20 protein-coding genes and 1 pseudogene are annotated in these 22,591 nt (G+C 72.2%); 7 read left to right on the forward strand and 14 right to left on the reverse strand.

The window, feature by feature from the left end; all coding sequences use genetic code 11:
• Positions 1–3: 3 nt before the first annotated feature.
• The 5 genes from APR04_RS14530 to APR04_RS14550 form a co-directional block, all read right to left on the reverse strand.
• Positions 4–798 (reverse strand): SDR family NAD(P)-dependent oxidoreductase, encoded by a 795-nt coding sequence (locus APR04_RS14530; RefSeq protein ID WP_253871389.1) that lies wholly within the window; start codon positions 796–798, stop codon positions 4–6.
• Positions 799–1,144: 346 nt separating this feature from the next.
• The gene (locus tag APR04_RS14535) at positions 1,145–1,666 is read right to left on the reverse strand and encodes a mycothiol transferase (protein ID WP_253871390.1); all 522 of its coding nucleotides are present in this window, start codon (positions 1,664–1,666) and stop codon (positions 1,145–1,147) included.
• A 93-nt stretch (positions 1,667–1,759) separates the two neighbouring features.
• On the reverse strand, positions 1,760–3,655 hold the full coding sequence (locus APR04_RS14540; RefSeq protein WP_253871392.1) for a PhoX family protein: 1,896 nt from the start codon (positions 3,653–3,655) through the stop codon (positions 1,760–1,762).
• Between the two features lie 118 nt (positions 3,656–3,773).
• Positions 3,774–4,799 (reverse strand): L-idonate 5-dehydrogenase, encoded by a 1,026-nt coding sequence (locus tag APR04_RS14545; protein ID WP_253871394.1) that lies wholly within the window; start codon positions 4,797–4,799, stop codon positions 3,774–3,776.
• Positions 4,796–6,169 carry an MFS transporter gene (locus APR04_RS14550; RefSeq protein WP_253871397.1) on the reverse strand — a complete coding sequence of 458 codons (1,374 nt, stop codon included), beginning with the start codon at positions 6,167–6,169 and terminating at the stop codon, positions 4,796–4,798. Before APR04_RS14550 ends, APR04_RS14545 begins: the two co-directional genes overlap by 4 nt.
• Positions 6,170–6,320: 151 nt before the next feature.
• Here APR04_RS14550 and APR04_RS14555 point away from each other — a divergent pair, with 151 nt between their 5' ends.
• Positions 6,321–7,031: a GntR family transcriptional regulator gene (locus APR04_RS14555; RefSeq protein ID WP_253871399.1), complete on the forward strand. Its 711-nt coding sequence runs from the start codon at positions 6,321–6,323 to the stop codon at positions 7,029–7,031.
• A gap of 184 nt (positions 7,032–7,215) precedes the next feature.
• On the opposite strand, the gene APR04_RS14560 is transcribed toward APR04_RS14555, so the two are convergent.
• The 7 genes from APR04_RS14560 to APR04_RS14590 all read right to left on the reverse strand — a co-directional run bounded on the left by APR04_RS14560 (position 7,216) and on the right by APR04_RS14590 (position 14,568).
• Entirely contained in the window at positions 7,216–9,057 is a 1,842-nt protein-coding gene (locus APR04_RS14560) for an HNH endonuclease signature motif containing protein (protein ID WP_253871400.1), read from the reverse strand.
• Positions 9,058–9,344: 287 nt separating this feature from the next.
• Positions 9,345–10,106, reverse strand: a complete 762-nt coding sequence (locus APR04_RS14565; RefSeq protein ID WP_253871401.1) for an ABC transporter permease — start codon at positions 10,104–10,106, stop codon at positions 9,345–9,347.
• An 11-nt stretch (positions 10,107–10,117) separates the two neighbouring features.
• Entirely contained in the window at positions 10,118–10,945 is an 828-nt protein-coding gene (locus APR04_RS14570) for an ABC transporter ATP-binding protein (protein WP_253871402.1), read from the reverse strand.
• 143 nt (positions 10,946–11,088) lie between these two features.
• Positions 11,089–11,931: a DUF4097 family beta strand repeat-containing protein gene (locus APR04_RS14575; RefSeq protein WP_253871403.1), complete on the reverse strand. Its 843-nt coding sequence runs from the start codon at positions 11,929–11,931 to the stop codon at positions 11,089–11,091.
• Between the two features lie 79 nt (positions 11,932–12,010).
• Positions 12,011–12,580, reverse strand: coding sequence for a histidine kinase (locus APR04_RS14580; RefSeq protein WP_253871404.1), 570 nt, complete (start codon positions 12,578–12,580; stop codon positions 12,011–12,013).
• 132 nt (positions 12,581–12,712) lie between these two features.
• Complete coding sequence (locus tag APR04_RS14585) at positions 12,713–13,381, reverse strand: response regulator transcription factor (protein ID WP_253871405.1); 669 nt, start codon at positions 13,379–13,381, stop codon at positions 12,713–12,715.
• On the reverse strand, positions 13,378–14,568 hold the full coding sequence (locus APR04_RS14590) for a sensor histidine kinase (protein WP_253871407.1): 1,191 nt from the start codon (positions 14,566–14,568) through the stop codon (positions 13,378–13,380). Before APR04_RS14590 ends, APR04_RS14585 begins: the two co-directional genes overlap by 4 nt.
• A gap of 213 nt (positions 14,569–14,781) precedes the next feature.
• Here APR04_RS14590 and APR04_RS14595 point away from each other — a divergent pair, with 213 nt between their 5' ends.
• The 3 genes from APR04_RS14595 to APR04_RS14605 all read left to right on the forward strand — a co-directional run bounded on the left by APR04_RS14595 (position 14,782) and on the right by APR04_RS14605 (position 18,136).
• Positions 14,782–15,432, forward strand: coding sequence for an ABC transporter ATP-binding protein (locus tag APR04_RS14595; RefSeq protein WP_253871409.1), 651 nt, complete (start codon positions 14,782–14,784; stop codon positions 15,430–15,432).
• A 41-nt stretch (positions 15,433–15,473) separates the two neighbouring features.
• Positions 15,474–16,757, forward strand: a complete 1,284-nt coding sequence (locus APR04_RS14600) for an ABC transporter permease (protein ID WP_253871411.1) — start codon at positions 15,474–15,476, stop codon at positions 16,755–16,757.
• A 188-nt stretch (positions 16,758–16,945) separates the two neighbouring features.
• Positions 16,946–18,136 (forward strand): alcohol dehydrogenase catalytic domain-containing protein, encoded by a 1,191-nt coding sequence (locus APR04_RS14605; protein WP_253871413.1) that lies wholly within the window; start codon positions 16,946–16,948, stop codon positions 18,134–18,136.
• Between the two features lie 27 nt (positions 18,137–18,163).
• Here APR04_RS14605 and APR04_RS14610 read toward each other — a convergent pair whose 3' ends face one another.
• Entirely contained in the window at positions 18,164–18,934 is a 771-nt protein-coding gene (locus tag APR04_RS14610; RefSeq protein WP_308292355.1) for a UdgX family uracil-DNA binding protein, read from the reverse strand.
• 49 nt (positions 18,935–18,983) lie between these two features.
• Between APR04_RS14610 and APR04_RS30555 the strand changes: the two genes are divergently transcribed.
• Both APR04_RS30555 and APR04_RS14625 read left to right on the forward strand, forming a co-directional pair.
• Positions 18,984–20,438: a BadF/BadG/BcrA/BcrD ATPase family protein gene (locus tag APR04_RS30555; protein WP_308292356.1), complete on the forward strand. Its 1,455-nt coding sequence runs from the start codon at positions 18,984–18,986 to the stop codon at positions 20,436–20,438.
• Positions 20,439–20,488: 50 nt separating this feature from the next.
• Positions 20,489–21,541, forward strand: a complete 1,053-nt coding sequence (locus APR04_RS14625; RefSeq protein ID WP_253871417.1) for a DUF4037 domain-containing protein — start codon at positions 20,489–20,491, stop codon at positions 21,539–21,541.
• Here the strand turns inward: APR04_RS14625 and APR04_RS14630 are convergent.
• Positions 21,532–21,843 (reverse strand): annotated as a pseudogene (locus APR04_RS14630) (SDR family NAD(P)-dependent oxidoreductase); the annotation flags it as partial. The gene APR04_RS14625 and the pseudogene APR04_RS14630 overlap by 10 nt on opposite strands.
• Positions 21,844–21,972: 129 nt before the next feature.
• Here APR04_RS14630 and APR04_RS14635 point away from each other — a divergent pair.
• On the forward strand, positions 21,973–22,581 hold the full coding sequence (locus tag APR04_RS14635; protein ID WP_253871419.1) for a TetR/AcrR family transcriptional regulator: 609 nt from the start codon (positions 21,973–21,975) through the stop codon (positions 22,579–22,581).
• Positions 22,582–22,591 lie beyond the last annotated feature (10 nt).

Here is a 22,591-nt window from a genome sequence, read left to right on the forward strand (position 1 = left end):
GGGCTAGGGGAGGATCGAGTCCACGTAGCCGCCGTCGACGCGGACGGCGGCGCCCGTCGTCGCCGAGGCGAGCGGCGAGCTGAGGTAGGCGACCAGGTTCGCGATCTCCTGCGGCTCGATGAGCCGCTGGAGCAGCGACTGCGGGCGGTGCAGGCGCATGAACTCGCGCTGCGCCTCGTCCCACGGCAGGTTCGGGTCGACCAGCTCGTAGACGAACTGCTCGACGCCGCCGGTGTGCGTGGGCCCGGCGATGACGGAGTTGACCGTCACGCCGGTGCCCGCGGCCTCCTTCGCGAAGCCGCGGGAGACCCCGAGCAGCGCCGTCTTCGAGACGCCGTAGTGGATCATCTCGGCCGGGATGACTATCGCGGAGTCGCTGGCGATGTTGAGCACCCGGCCCCAGCCACGCGCCGTCATGCCGGGCAGGCTGGACCGGATCAGCCGGACGGCGGCGAGCACGTTGACCTCGAAGTACCTGCGCCACTCGTCGTCGTCGATCTCGAGCGGGGGCATGCTGCCGAAGATGCCCAGGTTGTTGACCAGGATGTCGACGTCGCCCGTCGCGGTGAGCACCTCGTCGGCGCCCGCTGCATCGGAGACGTCGCCCGTTGCCGCGACCAGCTCGCGACTCCCTGACTCTGCTCGTAGCTCGTCGATCGCGGCTGTGACGCCCTCGGCGCGTCGGCCGTTGATCGCCACCCGGGCACCCGCGTCGACGAGCGTCGCGGCGATCGCCCGTCCGATGCCCTGCGTCGAGCCGGTCACCAGAGCCGTCTTGCCGGTCAGGTCGATGCGCATGTCGTCCCCTTCACTGCGTGTCTCGTGCGTTCGGCACAGCCCGCATACCCCGGTCCCAGCCGAACACAGTTCAGCCCACCCGGCACCCGCCACCGGAGCACCGTGCCCCTGCGCTGTTGCCATCCGGCGGGGCAACGAGTGCGGTTCTCCGCACGGACTCTGGGGCGTGCTGGAGAATCCCCGGGTGACGAGCAGCTACTTCCAACGTGTCCGATGGCTTCATGAGAATCCGGAGGATCCCGTGGTGCTCTGGGCGCACGTTGTCGACGGTGTGCCGCTGGGTGCGCAGGAGTACGTCGAGGAGCAGCGCGTGCTCGGACGGCGCCCCGCCACCTCTTGGACTTCGTCAGGGCCGCTCGCGTCGTCGCAGCACGATCCCGCGGACGAACGAGGCCTGGCCCGCGTGCTGCAGGTCGTCGGCGACGATGCTGACCAGCCGGACGCCGAGCGTGACCGGCGGGTCCCAGGACTCGTCGATCACCTGCTCGAGGTCGGCGTCGGACAGGGTGGTCAGGTAGCGCACCGTCCGCGTGTGCACCGCGTCGTGGTAGCCCGTCAGCAGGTCGGCCGACGACACCCGGACGGCGGAGACCTCGTCGGCGTCGTGCCCGTAGCCGGTCTCCTCCGCAGGGAAGGGCAGCCCGAACCGGCGGTCCCACCCGTCGTCGGACCAGACCTGGCTGGCGCCGGCGGCGTCGGCGACGTGGTCGTCCTGGACCCGGGTCAGGTGCCAGACGAGCCACGCCACCGAGTTGGCTTCCTCGTCGACGCGGAACGCGAGCTCGTCGGCGGACAATCCCAGGACCGAGCCGTGCACCGCCTCCTTGATCCGGCCGAACGCGTCCGCGAGCAGATCCGTACCACGCATCGATGGTCCCCTCTCGTGCCTCGGCTTCCCCGGCCACGATGCCACGGCGCCCCCTGGCTCGCTCGGCGCGTCCGGCGCGGATCGGTACAAGAGCTATGCGCCGACCACGCCGCCGTCCTCCCTGGTGATGACGATCGTGGCGGACCGGGGGCGGCCCGTCGGGCTGTAGTCGGGCCAGCTCGAGCTCGCCCGCGGGTTGTCGGGAGTGCCCGAGTCGCCGGGGTGCTGGATGTTGACGAACAGCGACCGGCCGTCCGGGGTGGCGGTGATGCCGGTGATCTCGCAGCGCGGGGGACCGACGAGGAACCGGCGGATGTCGCCTCGCTCGGTGTCGGCCACCAGCATCTGGTTGTTCTGGTCGCCGCCGTCGACCTGCGGCTGGGCGCCGTCGGTCAGGATCCAGAGCCGCCCGACGGCGTCGAACCACAGGCCGTCGGGGGAGCCGAACGCCTGGTCCGAGGGAACGGTGGCGCCGCTGGCCTCGTCCCCGGCGAGAAGGAAGATGTCCCAGTCGAAGCGCACGGCGCTCGGGTTGCGGTTCTCGTCGATCTTCATGATGTGGCCGTAACGGTTGTTCAGCCGTGGGTTCGCCGCGTTCACGGTCTCGGTGCGGGCCGTGTTGTTCGTGCAGGTGAAGTACACGGCGCCGGTGTGCGGCTGCACGGTGCACCACTCGGGCCGGTCCATCGGCGTCGCGCCCACCGCGTCGGCCGCGAGGCGCGTGTGGATCAGCACCTGGGCCTGGTCCGCGAAGCCGTCCGCGGTGGTCAGGCCCGGCTCGCCGTGCACAAGCGGCAGCCAGCGGCCCGAGCCGTCCTCGTCGAACCTGGCGACGTACAGCGTGCCCTCGTCGAGCGGGCTCCGCCCGGCCTTGCGCGCCTTCACGATCGGCTCGGCGCCCACGAACTTGTAGAAGTAGTCGAACTGGGTGTCGTCACCCATGTACACGACGGCCTCGCCGCGCCGCCCCCGCACGACGACGGCGTTCTCGTGCTCCATCCGGCCGAGCGCGGTCCGCTTCTTCGGCGTCGACGTCGGGTCGAAGGGGTCGACCTCCACCACCCAGCCGAACCGGTTGTACTCGTTCGGCTCGTCCTGCATGTCGAAGCGGCTGTCGGTGGTGTACCAGGGGTACGGGCTCTCGGAACCGATGCCGTAGCGCTCCTCGACCGACCCGGCCGTCGGCGGCTGCTCGCCGTAGTAGAAGTACTTGTTGATCGTCTCTTCGCACGTCAGGTACGTGTCCCACGGGGTGGGGCCGCTCGCGCAGTTGTTCAGGGTGCCTAGCACGAGCACGCCGTCCGGGTCGGCGCCCGTCCGCATCAGCGGGTGCCCCGCCGCGGGGCCGGTGAGCTCGATCGGCGTGGTCATGGTGACGCGCCGGGCGAACCGCGACTCGGCGAGCTGCCACTCGCCCCGGCGGTCCTGCTCGACCTGGATGACCGAGACGCCGTGCGCGGCCTGCGACTTGGCGGTCTTCTCCGCCGACCAGGCGGCCCGGCCGTCGGTGTGCAGCAGGTTCTCGGTGGTGGCCTCGTGGTTGACGCAGAGCAGGCCGGAGCGCCGGTCCCGGAGCGGGAAGAACCACATGCCGTCGTGGTGGTCGCCGGCCTGCCGCGCCTGGTCGGCCGCGCTGTTGCTCGCGTCCTCGGCGAACGCAGGGCCGGACGGGACGATCGGGTGGCCCCACGGGAAGAGCACGTCGTACCGGTATCCCGGCGGCAGCAGCACCTCGTCGGCGATGCTGGGCGCGATGGCGGGGAAGCCGAGCAGCGGGCGCCCGCCGCCGCGGCCAAGGCTCTCCGCCGCCGCGGCGGCACCGCCACTGGCCCCGGCACTCGCACCCGACCCGGCCGCGGCCGCCGGGGCCGTGACGCCGAAGAAGGCGGCCGCCGCGGTGGCCAGACCGCCCGCCATGGCGGTCCGGCGGGACAGCCGAAGCTCAGCGAGCTCGGAGATCGACGGTGTGTCGGGGGTGTCGGCGTTCACTGCGGCTCCAACCGTTGGCGCGGGCCGCGATGCGGCCGGGACGCCCGCCACGGTAGGCAGCCGATATGGCCAGGTCCTCACACGAGGGTGAACGACGGCGGAAGGTGCCGGGCCCGGGTCAGTCGCCGGAGAGGCGGATCAGCACCTTGCTGCTGCCGGGCCCCGCGGCCGTGGCGAGCGCCTCGCCGGCCTGCTCGATGCCGAAGCGGTGCGTGACCACGCCGGACACGTCCAGACCGTCACCCAGGGCGTCGAGGGCGTCGCTGATCTCCTCGACGAACCGGTAGGCGCCCACCCACGTGATCTCGCGGGTGACGAGGTCGCCGAGGGCGGCAGGGGCAGGGGCGCCGGGCAGGTTGCCGACCTGGACGAGCGTCCCGCCGCGAGCGGTGGCCCGCAGCACACCGCCGAGGGCCGCCGGAGCCCCGGAGGCCTCGAACACGAGCTCGCAGTCGTCGGGCAGCCGGTCGCCTGCGCCGAGGTCGAGGACGTGGTCGGCGCCCAGCTCCTTGGCCACGGCCAGCGAGGAGGCGGAGAGGTCTGCGGCGGTGACGGTCGCGGCGCCCGCGTGCTTGGCCGCGGCCACGACGAGGCAGCCGATCGGGCCCGCGCCGTTGACCAGCACGTCGCGCCCGCGGACGTCACCGGCGCGGTGGACGGCGTGCATGGCCACGGCCAGCGGCTCGGCGAGGGCTCCCTGCTCGGTGCTCACGCCGTCGGGCAGCCGGCGCAGCTGGTGGGCCGGGACGGCCCGCAGCTCGCTGAACCCGCCGTCGGTGTGCGGGTGGAACGCCGCCGAGCCGAAGTACCGCACTCGCGAGTGGAGGTTGGTCCGGCCGGCGAGCCTGGGTGGCAGGACCGAACCGTCGGCTGCCTGCGCCGGGTGGACGGTGACCGGCGTGCCGGACTCCCACCCAGTGACCCCCGGCCCGGTCGTGACGACCCGGCCGGCGACCTCGTGGCCGAGGACGAGCGGGTCGCGCAGCACGGCGGTGCCGGAGGAGCCGTTCTTCCAGTAGGCCAGGTCCGACCCGCAGACACCGCCCCACTCCATGGCCACGACGACCTCGCCGGCCTGGGCGACGGGGTCCGGGCGCTCCTCGACCCGCAGGTCGCCGGCGCCGTGCACGACGACGGCCCTCATGCTGCGTCCTCGAGCCGGACGAGGTCGCGGCCCACGGTCTCGGGGGAGAGGCGTGCGGCCACCAGGGTGATGGTCGAGTAGACGACCAGCATCGCGGCGATCGGCCACCAGCTGCCGGTGAGCGCGGTGAGCGACGCGGCGATGACGGGCCCGATCGCGGTCGCGAGGATGCCGCCGATCTCCTTGGTCAGGGCCAGCTGGGTGAACCGGGTCCGGGCGCCGAACAGCTCGGCCATCGTGACGCTCTCCAGGGCGAACAGCCCCAGGACGCCGAGGTTCAGCCCGGCGATCATGCCGAACAGGAGGCCAGCGGTGCTGCCGCTGGTGATCATCAGCATCATCGGGAACGCGAACGCGATGGTGAGCAGGGACAGCACGGTGTACATCGTGCGTCGGCCGAAGCGGTCGCCCAGCATGCCGATCACCGGCACGGTCACGAAGCCCGCGACGGAGCCCCACATGATCGCCTCGGTGGCCAGGGCGCGGTCCATCGCCAGGCTGGTGGCGATGTAGCCGACGAGGAAGGTCTGGATCAGCCCGGAGTTGCCGGCCTGGCCGAACCGCAGGGTCAGCGCCAGGAAGAACGCCTTGCCCTTGCGCTGCTTGAGGGCCGTCTGGAGCACCGGCTCGGTGGTGGCGGACTCGACCTCGGCGCGGCTGAGGGCGACCCCGTCCACGACGTCGGCCCGCGCCTCGAAGACTGGGCTCTCCTTCACGTTCCTGCGGACCCAGACCGCGAAGATCATCAGCACGAAGCTGAGCAGGAAGGGCAGCCGCCAGCCCCAGCTCAGGAGCTGCTCCTCGGTGAGCACGGCCAGCAGCAGCGCCCACAGGCCCGACGCCGCCAGCGTGCCGGAGTTGGTGCCGAGCGAGACCAGCGAGGCGACGAGGCCGCGACGCTTCACCGGCGCGTACTCCGCCAGCATCACGGTGGCGCCCGCGATCTCGGCGCCGGCGCCGAAGCCCTGGATCAGGCGCAGCACGACAAGGAGGATCGGCGCGGTGATGCCGATCATCTGGTAGGTCGGCAGCACACCGATCAGCGTCGTCGACACGCCCATGAGCGCGATCGTGATGAACAGGACCTTGCGCCGGCCGAGACGGTCGCCCATGCGGCCGAAGTAGACGGCGCCCGCGAGCCGGGCCACGTACCCGACGCCGTAGGTGGCCATCGCGGCGATCAGGGCGATCGCGGGGCTGGCCTCGGGGAAGAAGATCTGGTTGAAGACGATGGCGGCCGCCAGCGAGTACAGCTGGAAGTCCATGAACTCCATGGCGGTGCCGAGCCAGCCCGACACGGCTGCCCGCGTGAGGTCCTTGGTTGATCGGGTGACCGTGTTACCCGGCGGGGTCGTTGCTGTTTCCGCCATTGGAGTGTGCTCCTTGCGTTCTTGACTGACGTCGTTGTCGGGGATGCCCGCCCGCCAATGTGTGGCAGTTCTTGTATGTAAGCAGCGTCGACAAGTAGGTGTCAACTGACCATGGTGTGGAAGGAGGGGTCTTCTCGCCTAGACTCCGTGCATGAGGGAAGCCTCGAACCGATCCAACAGGCGAGTCGTCTACGAGACGCTGCGCCGCAAGGTGCTCACCCTCGAGCTGCCGCCCGGCGCCTCCCTGTCGGAGAACGAGCTCGCCGCGTCCCTCGGCGTGAGCCGGACGCCGGTGCGCGAGAGCCTGATCCTCCTCGGCGAGGAGGGCCTCGTCCGGGTGTTCCCCAAGGTCGGGTCCTTCGTGTCCCGGGTGGACGCCGCACGCGTCGCGGACGCGCAGTTCCTCCGCGAGGCGGTCGAGCTGGCCGCGTTCGACGACATCCCGGAGACCCTCGACCCCGACCTGCTTGCCGAGCTGCGCGCCAACCTGGAGCAGCAGCGGGCGCCCGGGCTCGACCTCGAGAAGTTCTTCGAGCTCGACGAGTCGTTCCACCACGGGCTCCTGCGCCTCAGCGGGCACGGCAGGGCCTGGTCGACGGTCGTCGCCGCCAAGGGGCACCTGGACCGGGCCCGCCGTCTCGGGCTGCACGAGACCAATGGCATGGGCCGCTTCGTCGACGAGCACCACACCATTCTCGACGCGGTGGTGGCCGGTGACATCCCGAGCGCGCGCGCCGGCCTGCGGGCCCACCTCCGCGCGGTGTTCGACGACATCGAGAAGACCCGCCGGCGTTCGCCGGAGCTCTTCGCCAGCGACGACGGCTCCGTTCCCGTGCGCCGCAGCGTCGCCGTCTGGGAGTAGCCGGCCGCGCTCGGCGAGGGCTGTCGGCGCGGCCGTTCCGGCCGACGCGTCCCGGAGGGTGTCGAGCGCTTGACTGACCGCGCGGGCCTATTGGGCTGCTGAGCTGCTGAGGTGCTGGGCGGGTGGCTTCGGTGGTCGGTGTCCGCCGGCCGGCTACTTCTGTGGCCGGTGTGGCCTGGCGGGGTCAGGCGGCTTCGGCGGACGGTTGGTCTGCGGGTGGGTCGGTGGCAGGTGGTGGTGCGGCGTCGATGGGTTCGGGCAGGGTGATGCGGTGCCCGGCGGCGTCGGTGAAGGCCCATCCGGTCTCCAGCAGGGCGCCGGGGACGGTGCCTGTGGTGGTGCCGCCGGCGGTACCACCGGTGGTGGTGCTGGGGTCGACGATGCTGGTGGTGGTCTTGCCGGTCCATTGCATGGTGATGCCTCGGGTGTCGACGAGCTGATGGTGGTACCAGCACAGCAGGGCACTGTTGGTCACGGAGGTGTTCCCGCCGTGCGCCCAGTGGGTCACGGCGTGGTGGACCTCGCATCTCGATGGCGGTTGGTCACATCCCGGGAACACGCAATGCTGATCCCGGGCGATCACCGCGCGACGCATCTGGCCGGTCACAGTGCGCTGCGCCCGCCCGACGTCCAGTACGGCGCCGTCGGGCCCGAACACGATCCTGGTGACCGCACTGTCACACGCCAGCCTGCGCAGCAGCGCCCGCGGGGCGCGCCCACCCGTCTCGGTGAACACCGGGCCACCGGGTGACAGCAACCCGGACACCGCAAGGGTGTCTACTGCACCCGTGCCTGTAGCTGTGCCTGTGCCCGTTCCTGCGGCTGTGCCTGTGTCCGTGCCTGCGTCCGTGACTAGTGTGCTTGGTCCGGTATCCGGTGCGCCTGTGCCGGTCACGCGGGCCGGTGCGCGGCGTGGTGTCGCTCGGCCTGGCGTCCCGCGGCCTGGTGTGGTCTGTCCGCAGGTCAGGCACAGGCCGTCGCGGGTGCGGGCGGCCTGGGTGAGCAGCTCGGTCCAGGACACGGTCACGTTCAGGTGGGGTGGGATCCCGGCGCCGGGTGAGGCCTGGTTGGTGTGCAGGACCACGCGGGCCACGTCGGCCAGGCCCTGCGCGCGGCGTTGTGTCGTCGTGCGAGGGTCCTCGGCCGAGGGTGCGCCGGTGAGGGCGTTGATCGCGGTGGTGATCAGAAGTCCGTGTTCGTCGGTGAGGAATCCTGCGACGTGGTAGCCGCCGAACGTCTTGGCCAGGTCGAGGAACTCGCCCTTCGCGGCCTTGTCGTCGTCGGTGTCGTCGGTGTCCGGGTCGGTCACCGTCGCGAACCGGCGCGCCACCACCCGGAACTGATCCGCATTGAGCACGGTCGCCTCCCGCAGGACCAGGCCCTCACCCGTCACCAGCGTCCCCTCGGTGACCGCGTCCTGCAGTATCTGGGTGATCAGCTCGCGGGTGTGGGTGCCGTCCGGGTCCTCGACCGGGTCAGGGCAGTCGACCGGCACGGTCTGCACGAACTGCTCCGGTGTCGTGGTCTCGCCGGTGCGGGTGTCGATCAGCCACGCCAACGCGTCTGTGCGGGTCTCGCTCGTCGGCGCGACGTCGGTCATCACCTTCGCGTGGTCCGCGCTGAGCGTTCCGGCGATCAGGCGCTCCCGCGTCCCGGGCAGCGCGGTGGCCAGGCGTCGGGCCATCGTCATGTCCTTGCCCGCCGTCGCCGCGGACACGCCCTCACGTACGCGTAGCCAGGTCGTGAACGCCCGCGCCATCCCACCCGCCCGCCACGACCCCTCGTTCTCGATCCGGGACAGCAGGGTGTACCGCACCCCGTCCAGGCGGCCGGTCAACCGACGAATCCGGGTATGCGCATCCACCAGGCGCCCCACGCTGGGCGCGTCCCACCCATCCAGCACCGCGGGGTCGGTCAGGGCCGCCAAGTCGTGCAGCACACCCTCGAACCGCGCCAGCGCGTCCTCGATCGAGCCCGCAGCGGGAGACAGGCCACCGGCCGCCATGCCACTCGTCGACTGCTCCACCGTCCACCACCTCCTGCGCCCTAGTGCTCGTGTCCCTAGTTTGTCTATTATCTCGAACATGCGTACGCAACGCAGCGGCAGGACGAAATCTGTGGATGACCCTGCACGGCCGCGCCGCGTCACCACGGCCGCGCCGCGACACCGCGGCCGCCGCGACACCGCGATGCCCCGCGCGCCAGGCGGACCGCAAGTCCAGCCCGCCTCGATCCGCCGGCATGCCGCGGTCCTCGGTCGCACACCGGGTGGTGTGCGACCGAGGACCCTGGTCGAGCGTCGTGTCGGTGCTGTCAGGAGACCCTGCGTCGGTAGGTGGCCATGGCGAAGCCGTAGGCGAGGGCGAGGATGCCGATGCACCAGGCCAGGGCGATCCAGATGTCGGTGCCGACGGGCTGCTGGGCCAGCAGGCTGCGGATCGCGTCGACGATGGAGGTGACGGGTTGGTTCTCGGCGAACCAGCGTACGGGGCCGGGCATGGTCTCGGTGGGCACGAACGCCGAGCTGACGAACGGCAGGAAGATGAGGGGGTAGGAGAATGCGCTGGCGCCGTCGACGGTCTTGGCGGACAGGCCGGCGATGACGGCGAGCCAGGTCAGGGCGAGGGTGAACATGGTCAGGATGCCTGCGACGGCGAGCCAGGAGAGCGCGCCTGCTCCTGAGCGGAAGCCCATGAGCAGGGCGACCAGGACGACGAGGGCGACGGAGACGAGGTTGGCGACGAGGGAGGTCAGGACGTGTCCCCAGAGCACTGCTGAGCGGGCGATGGGCATGGACTGGAATCGTTCGAAGATGCCGCCCTGCATGTCGAGGAAGAGTCGGTAGGCGGTGTAGGCGATGCCGGAGGCGATGGTGATGAGCAGGATGCCGGGCAGGAGGTAGTTCACGTAGCTGCCGGTGCCGGTGTTGATGGCGCCGCCGAGTACGTAGACGAACATCAGCATGAGGGCGATCGGTGTGACGGCGGTGGTGATGATGGTGTCGGGGCTGCGGAGGATGTGGCTCAGGGAGCGTCCGGTCAGGACGGCGGTGTCACCGAAGAAGTGCTTGCTCATGGTCTCGTTCCTCACTTGTCCGTGCCGGCGGGGCTGGTGGTCGTGGTGCCGGTCGTGCCGGCGCTGCCGTTGTCGCCGACGACGGCGAAGAACACGTCCTCGAGGGTGGGCTGCTTCTCGACGTACTCGACCTTGGCCGGGGGCAGCAGTGCCTTGAGCTCGGCCAGGGTGCCGTTGACGATGATGCGGCCCTGGTGGAGGATCGCGATCCGGTCGGCGAGCTGTTCGGCCTCGTCGAGGTACTGGGTGGTCAGCAGCACCGTGGTGCCGTTCCGGGCGAGCTCCTTGACGGCGTCCCACACCTCGATGCGCGCCTGCGGGTCCAGCCCTGTCGTCGGCTCGTCGAGGAAGATGACGGGCGGGTTGCCGATCAGGCTCATGGAGATGTCCAGGCGGCGGCGCATGCCCCCGGAGTACGTGGCGGCCTTGCGCCCGCCGGCGTCGGTCAGCGAGAAGCGGGCCAGGAGGTCGTCGGCGACGGTGCCGGGGTTGTTCAGGTGGCGCAGCCTGGCGACCAGGATCAGGTTCTCCCGGCCGGTCAGGACCTCGTCGACCGCCGCGAACTGCCCGGTCAGGCTGATCGACTCGCGGACGTCACCGGCCTGCGACGCGACGTCGTACCCGTTCACGCTCGCGCTGCCGCCGTCGGCCTTGAGCAGCGTGGACAGGATTCGCACCACGGTCGTCTTGCCTGCGCCGTTGGAGCCCAGCAGCGCGAAGATGCTGCCCCGCGCCACCTCGAGGTCCACGCCCTTCAGGACGTGCAGCTCCTTGTACGACTTCTCGATGTTCTGCACTCGGATCGCGGGCTCGCGGCTCCGCTCGGTGTGCGTGCTCATGTTCTTTCCCTCTCTGGGGGTGGTTCTGAACGGTTTTTGGGTAGGGGGTAGCCAGGAAGGCGGTTCAGGTGCTTCTCGGCCGACGACGTCGGCCCGGGCCTCAGGTCAGGCGCGGCTCACGCCCGTCCGGCGTGCAGGGATGCTCAGGGGCGGCGGACGATGATGTCGCCCCAGCCGGTGCTGGCATGGATCTCGGCGGTGGCCTCGTTCTCGACGGGCCCCTCGGTGGGCGTCAGCTGGTTGCGGACGGTGCCGTGCTCCGAGGCGACGTCGAGCCAGGCGGCGGTGCCCTCTGGCACGTCGACCTCGATCGAGCCGTAGGACGTGGTGAGCGTGACGCTGCCGGACTCGACGCGGTCGACGCGGATGCCGGCGTGCGCCGACTTGACGGTGAGCGTGCCGTGCACCCGGCCCACGGCGATCTCGGCGTGCGCGCCGACGACCTCCAGCGCACCTGTCACGGACCCGACCGTCGTGGTCCCGTTGCTGGCGCGGACGGTGCCCTCGCCGGAGAACTCGGTGATCCGTACGGAGCCCGCGTTCGCCTTCACGGTGGTGGGGCCCGTGGCGCGCTTGATGATGACGGACCCGGCGGATACCTTGAGGTCGAGACGGGACGCCTCGTCGACCCGGGCGTCGCCGCCGTTGAGGTTGAGGTCGACGGCGCCGAGCCGCCCCTCGGCGTACAGCGAGCCGGCCTTGCCGCTGAGGGCCGACCCGGCGGGCAGCTCGATGTTGACGATCGCGCCGCCGGCGGCGAAGGGCAGGACGTACTGCTTCCAGGCGGCCGGGTAGATGATCGTGATGGCGTCGCCGTCCCGCTCGACACGCGTCTCCTCCGCGGCGCGCACGGAGCCTGACTTGGCCGGGTCGGCCGGCAGGACGGTGACGACGACGTCGTCCCGTTCGCCGGCGACGACGTGCAGGTTGCCGAAGGGCACGTCCACGACGACGGGGACGGGGGTGGGGGCGGGAAAAGTGGGCATGACGGCTCCAGGTGAGGGCGAGGGCGAGGGACGGAAGCGGCGGTGGGAGTGGTGTCGGTGTGGTGTCGCGGTGGGCTGGTCAGCGCACCCAGCCGGTGAGGCGGTTGGTGCCCGACTGCCCGGTGCCCGCCTGTGCGGCCGGGCGGCCGGTGGGCTGGTCGAGCGACGCGGCGACCGCCCGCACGAGCCAGGTGTTGACGGAGACGCCGTCGCGGGCGGCGGCTCCCTCCGCCTGCGTCTTGAGGTGGTCGGGCAGGCGCAGGGTGGTGCGGGTGGTGGCGCCGCCGTCCGCGTCGGTGGCCGGCGACCCTGCGGGGGACAGCGAGGGGGACAGGGCGGGGGACAGCGCGGGGGACAGCGCGGGAGACGCTGCCGGCGTCGCTGTGGCGGCCGGTTGCGCGACGGCAGCGGGTGCCGCCACGACGAACTCCGGCTCGCCGCCGCGCAGCCGCACGTCGACCGAGCCGGGAGCGAGCTCGGCCGAGATCTCGCCCGCCGCGGCGGAGAGCGCCTCGAGCAGCACGAGCCGCACGGCGGCGTCGAGCGGGGCGGTCAGGCGGCCGGCGAGCTCGCGTGCCTCGTCCCCGCCCGCGGCGGCCGCGGTGGCGAGCTGGCGCTGCAGCTCGTCGACATATCTCGTGAGGTCCATGACGCCACTATGACACCACTCGTGGTGTCGATTCAAGGGGTGTGGCGTCAGAAGTGACACCAACGCGGCGTCGGGTGGTGTCACCTCGGTGAAAGGCCACGTCAGCGACCAGCCCGTCAGCGACCCAGCCCGTCAGTGACCGCCCGGTTGCACCAGCCCGTTCTCGTACGCCGCGATGACCAGCTGGGCGCGGTCGTGCGCCTGCAGCTTGGTCATGATGCGGTTGACGTGCGTCTTGGCGGTGAGCGGCGAGATGGTCAGCAGGTCGGCGATATCAGCGTTGGAGCGGCCCGTGCCGACGAGCGCCAGGACCTCGGCCTCACGCCCCGTGAGCCCGTCCAGCGCCCGCGTGGGCTCGCTGGTGTGCAGACGAGCCGACCGCACGTACCGGTTGATCAGGGTCCGCGTGGCGGTGGGGGACAGCAGCGCGTCGCCCCGGTGCACCGCCCGGATCGCGGCGGCGATGTCGTCGCGCTCCGCGCCCTTGCCGATGAAACCGCTCGCGCCGGCGCGCAGGGCGGCGACGATGTACTCGTCCTCCTCGAACGTCGTCAGCACCAGGACCCGCACCGCCGCGAGGGCCGGGTCCGCGCAGATTTCCCGGGTCGCGGCGATACCGTCCATGCCGGGCATCCGGATGTCCATCAGCACCAGGTCCGGACGGCGCTCCCGGGCGAGAGCCAGCGCCTGGTGCCCGTCGGCCGCCTCGCCCGCGATGGTCAGACCCTCGCTGTGCGTGACGAGGTCGGCGATCGCGGAGCGGATGAGCGCCTGGTCGTCGGCGATGAGGACGGCGATCATCGGTGGCTCTCCGGTGCGGGGACGGGCAGGTCCACGTCCAGCTCGAACGAGCTCGGACCGGCCCGGCCGTGGGTGAGCGTGCCGCGCACCGACTCAACGCGCTCGCGGGCCCCGACGAGGCCGTGCCCCGCACCGGCGCCGGTGGGCCGGGCGGCGTGGGCGGACCTGGTGGTGTGTGCGGGAGGGGCGGGAACCGGGTTGGTCACGGTGACGCGCAGCCGGTCCGGCAGGTACTCGAGGACGATGTGCGCGCGGTGCTCGACACCGTGCTTGTGGGCGTTGGTGAGCGCTTCCTGGATGACCCGGAGCGCGACGACGTCGACCGCAGCGGGCAGCTCGCGTGGTTCGCCGAGCCGGCGCACCGTGACGTCGAGGCCGTGCCCGCGGAACTGCCGCAGGATGTCGTCGAGCTGGGTCAGGCCGGTCGGCCCGGTGCCCGGCGACCCGGGGTCGCGCAGCGTGGCGAGCAGGTCGCCGATCTGGGTCAGCACGGTCCGTGAGGCGCGGCGGATGACGGTCAGCGAGTGCTCGGCGTCGTCGGGCCGGTCGCGCAGCGCCGACCCGGCGACGCCCGCGTGCAGGTTGATGACTGCTATCTGGTGCGCGACGGCGTCGTGCAGGTCGCGGGCGATCGCCAGCCGGTCCTCCGCCACCCGCTGCTGGGCGAGGGCCTCCCGGGTCGCCTCGGCGCGCTCGGCGCGTTCGGTGACCGCCTGGAACTGTTCGCCGTGCACGCGCACCAGGTCGCCAAGCGCGCCGAACAGCAGGACCAGGAGCAGGAACTGCAGGGTGCCGCGGCCGAGGGCCAGTGCCGCCGCGGCCGCCACGAGCACGGCGGCCGCGAGGACGAGCCACGGGGCTCGCCGCCGGGTCAGCGCGCGGCTCGCGGAGAACGTGGCGATCGCCGCCGCGAGCACGACCCCGGGGTTGAACAGCCCGAGCGGCACGCTGAGCCACACGACGCCCACGGTCGCCGCGACCGTCGTGACGGGCAGCCGGCGGCGCGCGAGGAGCAGCACGCCCGCGACGAGCGCGACGGCGGCGAGCTCCCAGCGCCAGCGTGCGGGCAGGTCCTCCCGCACCGGGAGCGCGCAGCTACCCACCACGGCGACCACCGCGACCACGTGGCCCACCCAGACGGGCACCTGGTGCGTGAGGCCGAACCGCAGCTCGTTGCTTCGTGGCATGTCGTCCCTCGTCCGGCGGCTGTCCGGCGGCTGTCCGGCGCCGCAGGACCAAGCATCCCGCACGCCGTACCCGGGGGCGTCCCGCTCAGGCGGTATCCCGGAGTACTACCAGCGCGGTACACGAGAGACACCGCCAGGGCGATTCGCGCGGGCTCGGCGTCGGCGAGATTTGACCACGTCAACATCTCCGGCAACACGAGAGAGGCGGCCGACGTGGCACCCCCACTGCTCTCCGTCAGCAACCTGCACAAGACCTACGGGTCGGGCCCGAGCGCCTTCGAGGCGCTCAAGGGCCTGGACCTGGACATCGCCGAGGGCGAGTCCCTGGCGATCATCGGCAAGAGCGGATCGGGCAAGTCGACCCTGATGCACCTGCTCGCCCTGCTCGACCGGCCGACCTCCGGGACCATCACCCTGGACGGGACCGACACGTCCCGGCTGTCGGCCAAGCAGCTCAACCAGACCCGCAACAGCGCGTTCGGGTTCGTCTTCCAGCAGTTCTTCCTCAACGCCCAGGCCAGCGTGCTCGACAACGTGACGCTCCCGCTGAAGATCGCCGGGGTCCCGCGCCGCGAGCGCACCGCCCGCGGGATGGCGGCGCTGGCGCAGCTCGAGCTCGACGACAAGGCCAGCAACAAGGCCAACGACCTGTCCGGCGGGCAGAAGCAGCGCGTGGTCATCGCCCGCGCCCTGATCAACCAGCCGCGCGTGATCTTCGCCGACGAGCCGACCGGGAACCTGGACACCGCCACGGGCGCCGTCGTCGAGGACATCCTCTTCGACCTCAACCGGCGGCGGGGCATCAACCTGGTGGTCGTCACGCACGACGAGGACCTCGCGTCCCGGTGCGACCGCAGCATCTAAGTCCGCGACGGTCTGCTGGCCACGCACGCGGGGGTGGCGGCATGAAGCCCCTCGACGTCGTCGCGAGCGCGTTCCGCAACGCCTTCCGGTCCAGGCTGCGGACCAGCCTGACCGTGCTGGCCATCTTCATCGGTGCCTTCACGCTGTCCCTGACCAACGGCCTGGGCACCGGCATCAACCAGTACATCGACGACACGGTGTCCTCCGTCGGGGTCGACGACGTCATGACCGTCACCAAGGCGAGCGAGGACGTGCCCACCGACGGCGGTCCGGCCGAGTACGACCCTGACCAGATCGCGGCCGACGGGCCGCCCGGAGCCACGGCGACCGCCCTGACCGACGACGACATCGACACCATCGCCGGCATCGAGGGCGTGCAGAGCGTCGAGCCGGCCAAGAGCGTCATGGTCGACTACGTCCAGCACGACGACGGGACCAGGTACCAGCTGTCCGTCGCCGAGTTCGTGCCCGGGATGAGGGTCGAGCTGGCGTCCGGCGAACAGGTGGACCTCGACGCCGCCGACCCTGAGCTCGTGCTGCCTGAGAGCTACCTCGAGGCGCTGGACCTTGGCACCGCCGCCGACGCCGTCGGGCAGACGGTCGCACTGGCGGTCACCGACGCCACAGGGAAGCAGGTGACGGCAGAGGCGACGATCGTCGGCGTCGCCGAGCCCGGCGTGATCACCATGGGCGGCGCGATCCCGAACGACGTCCTCACGGAAGAGCTCCACGACCTGCAGACCACCGGCGCACCCGAGGCGGAGACCACCCGCTACGCGCAGGCCTCGGTCTCGTTCGACGCCGCCGCCGGCGCGGTGGAGGCCCAGGCGCTGCAGGACCGCCTGGACGACGCCGGCTTCACCGGCAGCACGCTGGAGGACCAGCTCGGCGCGGTCACCGCCGTCATCGACGGCATAGTGCTCGTCCTGAACGGGTTCGCGGTGATCGCCCTGGTCGCGGCGGGCATCGGGATCGTCAACACGCTCTTCATGGCGGTCCAGGAGCGCACCCGCGAGGTCGGGCTCATGAAGGCGATGGGCCTGTCGAGCTCGCGCGTCTTCTCCCTGTTCAGCATCGAGGCAGTGGTCATCGGCCTGGTCGGCAGCGCGCTGGGCGTGCTCGGCGCTATCGGCGTCGGGCAGCTCGTGAACGGCGTGTCCGGGGACCTCCTGGCAGACCTTCCAGGGCTGACGCTGATCGCCTTCGACCCGGTCAGCGTCGCTACGGTCGTGCTGAGCGTCATGGCCATCGCCTTCCTCGCCGGCACCCTGCCCGCGCTGCGGGCGGCCCGTCAGGACCCGATCTCGTCGCTGCGGTACGAGTGAGGCGCCCGGGCCGGCCGCTCGTCTGAGCGGCGCCGGGCCGGCCGGACCGCACCCTGGTCGGGTGCGGTCCGGCCGGCAGAGATGCGGGTGAGAGGCGGCGGTGCCAGCGTGGACGTGTCGATGGCACGGCGCCCAGGACAAGGCACCCCACGGCACGGCACACCACCCACCGGCACGAGGAGCGGACGATGAGAGCAGTCACGTGGCAGAGCCGGGAGCACGTCAGCGTCGAGACGGTCCCCGACCCGCGGATCGAGGAGCCGAACGACGCGATCGTCCGCGTCACCTCGACGGCGATCTGCGGCTCCGACCTGCACCTCTACGGGGTGCTGGGAGCGTTCCTCGACGCAGGCGACGTGATCGGGCACGAGGCCATGGGCGTGGTCGAGGAGGTCGGCCCGCAGGCGGGCGACCTTCGCGTCGGCGACCGCGTGGTGGTGCCGTTCGGGATCGCCTGCGGGCGGTGCTGGATGTGCCGCCGCGGCCTGCAGTCGCAGTGCGAGACGACCCAGGTCACCGCGCAGGGCAACGGAGCGGCGCTGTTCGGCTACACCAAGCTGTACGGGCAGGTGCCGGGCGGTCAGGCGGAGTACCTGCGCGTGCCGCAGGCGCAGTACGGCCCGGTCGTCGTGCCGGACGACGGCGCGCCGGACGAGCGGTACCTGTATCTCTCGGACGTGCTGCCCACCGCGTGGCAGGCCGTCGAGTACGCGCACGTGCCCGACGGCGGGTCGGTGGTCGTGCTCGGCCTGGGCCCGGTCGGCCAGATGGCGGCACGGATCGCCGCCCACCGCGGGGCAGGCCTCGTGATCGGGGTGGACCTGGTGCCGGAGCGGCTCGCGATGGCGGCCCGGCACGGCGTCACCGTCCTCGACTCGGGCCGGAAGGACCTGGCCGACGCCGTCAGGGACCTCACCGGGGGGCGCGGACCCGACTCCGTGATCGACGCCGTCGGCATGGAGGCGCACGGGTCACCGGTCGCGGAGACCATGCAGAAGGCCGCAGGGATCCTGCCCGACGTGATCGGGAAGCCACTGGTCAAGCACGCAGGCACCGACCGCCTGGCGGCCCTGCTCACCGCCATCGAGCTGGTGCGCCGCGGCGGCGTCATCTCCTTGTCGGGCGTGTACGGCGGCGCGAAGGACCCGCTGCCGATGCTGCGCCTGTTCGACAAGCAGGTGACGATCCGGCAGGGGCAGGCCAACGTCCGGCACTGGACCGACGGCCTGCTGCGGCTCGCGGCCGACCCCGCTGACCCGCTCGGCGTGCAGGACCTGAGGACCCATCGCTGGCCGCTCGAGCGCGCCGCCGAGGCGTACGCGATGTTCCAGCGCAAGGAGGACGGCTGCATCAAGGTGGTGCTCGACCCGACCGCGTGAGCCGGCCTGGGCTGGCCTGAGCTGCCGTCAGCGCGCCGCGGCCTCCGCCGCCGTCCGCAGGTCCGCGACCAGTGCGTCGAGCGCCTCGCCGTACGTCGACCGGTCCCGCAGCCGCAGCAGCGCCGAGGGGTGCGTGGTGACCACGATGTCGTGCGCCTCGCCGTCGAGCACCTGCCCGCGCTCGGCGCCGATCCGGACCTCGTGGCCCAGCACCGCGCGGGCTGCCGTCGCCCCGAGCGCGACCACTACCCGCGGACGCACGGCGGACAGCTCCGCCTCCAGCCACGGCATGCACGCCCGGACGTGCGCGACGTCCGGTTTCTTGTGCAGCCGCCGCTTGCCCCGCTCGGTGAACCGGAAGTGCTTGACGGCGTTGGTCAGGTAGACCTGCTCTGGGTCCAGGCCTGCGGCCTCCAGCGCCTCGGCCAGCACCCGACCCGCCGGGCCGACGAACGGCTCGCCCTCCCGGTCCTCCCGGTCGCCCGGCTGCTCGCCGACCAGCATCAGCCTGGCGTCGTCCGGCCCGGACGAGAAGACCGCCTGGGTCGCGGGGCCCCACAGCTCGCAGCCACGGCAGTCGTGCACCGCCTGCGAGAGCTTTTCGACGTCGGCGCGCGCCGGCACCCACTCCTCGGCGCCCGGGCGGGCGGGCTTGCGTCCGGCGGCGGCGGTACGTGACACGGTCGGCCTCCTCGGTGTGCTCGTCACCAGCCTGTCCCGACCCTGGTCCGCTCGCCGTGCGAAGACCGGACAGGTGCCGAGCGCATATGACACTCGCCGCATCGCGGACCGCGACATCTCGGGTGAGTATGTCCCGGTGTCGATAGCGACTGTTCAGCAGGGCGGGGTGAGGGCTCAGAGAGCGGACGCCGGGGTAGCCGGTGTGGACATCGGCGGCACGGGTTCCCGCCTGCGGGTCAGCACGGGACCGGGCGGCCGGTCCTACGAGGTCACCGGGCCGCCGGCCACCGTCATCGCCGGGCGCTCGACCGCGCCCGACGTGGTGCGGGGCCTGTGCCGTGGGTTCGCGGCAGAGTTCGGCGGGCGTCCCCGGGTGGCGGCTGCCGCCGTCGGGATGCGCGGGTTCCGCTCCCAGACGCAGGCCGGGAGCCTCGATCCCAACCTCGTGCACGACATCCTCACCGAGGAGCTGCGCACCAGCTCGACCGCCGTGTCGAGCGACGCCGTCACGGCCCACCTGGGTGCCCTCGGTTCGGGGCCGGGCGCCACGCTCGCCGTCGGGACCGGAGCGGTGGCGGTGGCGTGCGACGACGTCGGGCGGTGGCACCTCGCTGACGGGATGGGGCCGCACGTGGGCGACAACGGCGGCGGCGCGTGGATCGGCCGGCGCGGGCTGGACGCCGCGGCGCGGTCGATGGACGGTCGCCGGGTGGGTGCGTCGCCGGGTCTTGTGCAGGCCGCCGAGCGGCACTTCGGGCGACGGGAGCGGTGGGCCGCCGTCACCGACGTGTCCGTGTTCGCCGGCTTCGCGCCGCAGGTCATCAGGGCGGCGGGCAACGGTGACCTGGCGTGCCGCGAGATCCTCGACGAGGCGGCCCGGTCCCTGGCGGACGGGCTGTGCGCCGTGCTGAACCATCCCGGCGTCGAGCCGGTGGCCGTCACCACAGGAAAGCTTCTGATGTACGCGCCGATGTTCCGGTCGATGGTGCTCCAGCACCTCTTGGAGAAGCGGGACGACGTGCGCGTGCAGCCCAGCGCAGGGCTCCCGCTCGACGGGGCGCTGAGCCTGGCCAGGATGCTGGCCGCCCACCCGGTCGTCGTCCGGGAGCACGTTCCCCTGCTGGCGGTACGGATCGGTGCGGCGCCCCGGCCGGACGACTCCATCACCCTGCCGCGCGTGGTGCTGCCGGTCGTCCGGCCGATGCGGATGGAGACCGAGCCAACGGCGTGGGCCGTCGAGATCCGGTCGGACGTCGAGTGGTCGGCCGACCAGGTCCCCGAGGACACGCTGATCGCCACGTCCGTCGACGCCGTCGTACCGCTGACGGGTGCACGCCTCGTGGTCGGTCGCGCGTCGCGCAGCCGCGGCGTCGTGCCCGACATCGTCTGCGACGACACCGGCGTGTCCCGCAGGCACTGCGAGATCGCCTGGGTGGAGGGCGGCTGGAGCGTCATCGACCTCGGATCGGCCAACGGCACCTACGTGGCCGGGCGCGGCGAGGTCGTCCCCGCGGAGCCGCTGCGGCAGGGGGAGCGGCGCTGGCTGTCCGACGGCGACCGTATCTACGTGGGCGGCTCGACCTGCTTCACGGCGCGGGCCGTCACCGCGAACGTGCGGTGAGCCGGCCGAATCACCTGGACCGCCTCCGGCCCGGCTCCTAGGTTGGCGGGATGTCCGGAACTGAGCTCGCCCACGCGTACTGGGCCGACGTCGTCCGCCCGATCCTGGAGCGCGCGCTGCCCGACGTGCCGAGGGCGGCGGGTCGGCTCGGCACCGGCTCGGACGTGCTGGGGCTCGACGACGACACGTCCCGTGACCACGACTGGGGGCTCCGGCTCACGTTGCTGGTCCCGGCCGACCGGGCCGGCGAGGTCGACGAGCTCCTTGCCGAGTCGCTCCCGGCCGCCTACCAGGGGTGGCCGACGGCGTTCCCGCTCACCTGGGACCCGACGGCCCGGCACCGGGTCGAGGTCGCGGCGCCTGCCGACTTCGTCCGGTCCTGCACGGGGCTCGACGTCGGTGGCGACCTCACCGTGCCGGACTGGCTGTCGCTCACGGGGCAGTCCGTGCTGGAGGTCACGGCCGGGCCGGTGTTCGAGGACACGGCCGGCGAGATCACCGCGCTGCGCGAGCGGCTCGCCTGGTACCCGCACGACGTATGGCTGCACGTGCTCGCGGCCGACTGGACTCGGATCGGGCACGAGCTGCCGTTCGTGGGCCGCACCGGACAGCGGGGCGACGGCCTCGGCTCCCGGCTGATCGCCGCGCGCCTGGTCACGACGCTGGTCCGGCTCGGCTTCCTCCTGGAGCGGCGCTGGCCGCCGTACCCCAAGTGGGCGGGGACGCTGTTCGGGCGGTTGCCCGTGGCGCCGTCGGCCGACCGGCACCTGGCGGAGGCGCTCGCGGCACCCACCTGGCAGGAGCGGGACGCCGCGCTGCGTGCGGCGTGCGAGGCGCTGCACGCACGGCAGCGTGCCGTCGGGCTGCCGACGCTGGACGGGCCGGCGTGCGAGCCGTTCTTCGACCGGCCGTTCACGGGGCTGCGCGACGGGGTGGCCGGGACGCTGCGCGGAGCGATCACCGACCCGGAGGTGCGGGTGCTGTCACACCGCGGGGGTATCGAGCAGTGGGTGGACGACGTCGGCACTCTCACCGACAAGGACCTGCGCGGCCGGCTGGCGCAGGTCCTCATCGGTGAGGGTGCCGAGCGGAGTCAGGGGTAGACCTGCACCTCGCCGCCGTCCACGAACAGCTCGCTGCCCGTGATGAAGCTGGACTGGTCGGAGGCCAGGAAGAGCACGGCGTTGGCGATCTCGGCGGGATCGGCGGCGCGGCCCATGGGCGTGCTGCTGGCCATGCCGTCGAGCAGCGCGGCGGTCTGGCCCGGGTCCATGGCGAGGCCACGGAGTCCTGGGGTGTCGGTGGGCCCGGGCACCACCGTGTTCACGCGCAGGCGGCGTGGCGCGAGCTCGGCCGCCCAGACCCGGCCGAACTGCCTCAGGGTCGCCTTCGTGGCGGAGTAGACGCCGAAGCCCGCCGGAGCGTGCTGAGGCGGGGTGTCCGTCCGGTCGCGGACGCCTCACGAAGATTCTTGACCGGCCGGTCCAGATTAGGCGTGCTGGACCGGCTGGTCAAGAATCCCTATCCTGGGGGCATGGCGAGGCCGAGGCAGTTCGACGAGGACGCGGTGCTGCGCGCGGTCTGCAACCAGTTCTGGGACTCGGGCTATGCGGCCACCTCGATGCAGGACCTCATGCGGGTGAGCGGCCTGGGCAAGGGCAGCCTCTACGCCGCCTTCGGGGACAAGCACGAGCTCTTCCTCCGGGTGCTGCGCCGGTACGTGGAGTCGCTCGACCTCGGACTGCGCCGGTCCCTCGGCTCCGCGCCGCGCGCTGTCGACGCGCTGCGGTCCTTCCTGACGGGGTCGGTGGGCGACCCCGACGGCGTGTCCGCGCGGCGCGGCTGCCTGCTCGCCAACAGCACCACCGAGCTGGCGTCCGCCGATCCCGTCGTCGCGGCGGAGGCGCGGCAGGCGTACGAGGGAACCACTGCGCTCCTGGCCGGGTGCGTGGCGCGGGCGCAGGCCGATGGCGACCTGCCGGCCTCCGCCGACCCGGACGGCACCGCACGGGCGCTGCTCGCCGCGCAGCAGGGGCTGACCTTCATGGGGCGCAGCGGGATGGACGTCGAGACCCTGGCGGAGACGGCCCGTTCGCTCGCGGCCCAGCTCCTGCCCGCCGTCGTCGACCGCCCGGCGGGATGAACACATGGCC

It is taken from the genome of Promicromonospora umidemergens (assembly GCF_024171995.1).
GTDB lineage: Bacteria > Actinomycetota > Actinomycetes > Actinomycetales > Cellulomonadaceae > Promicromonospora > Promicromonospora umidemergens.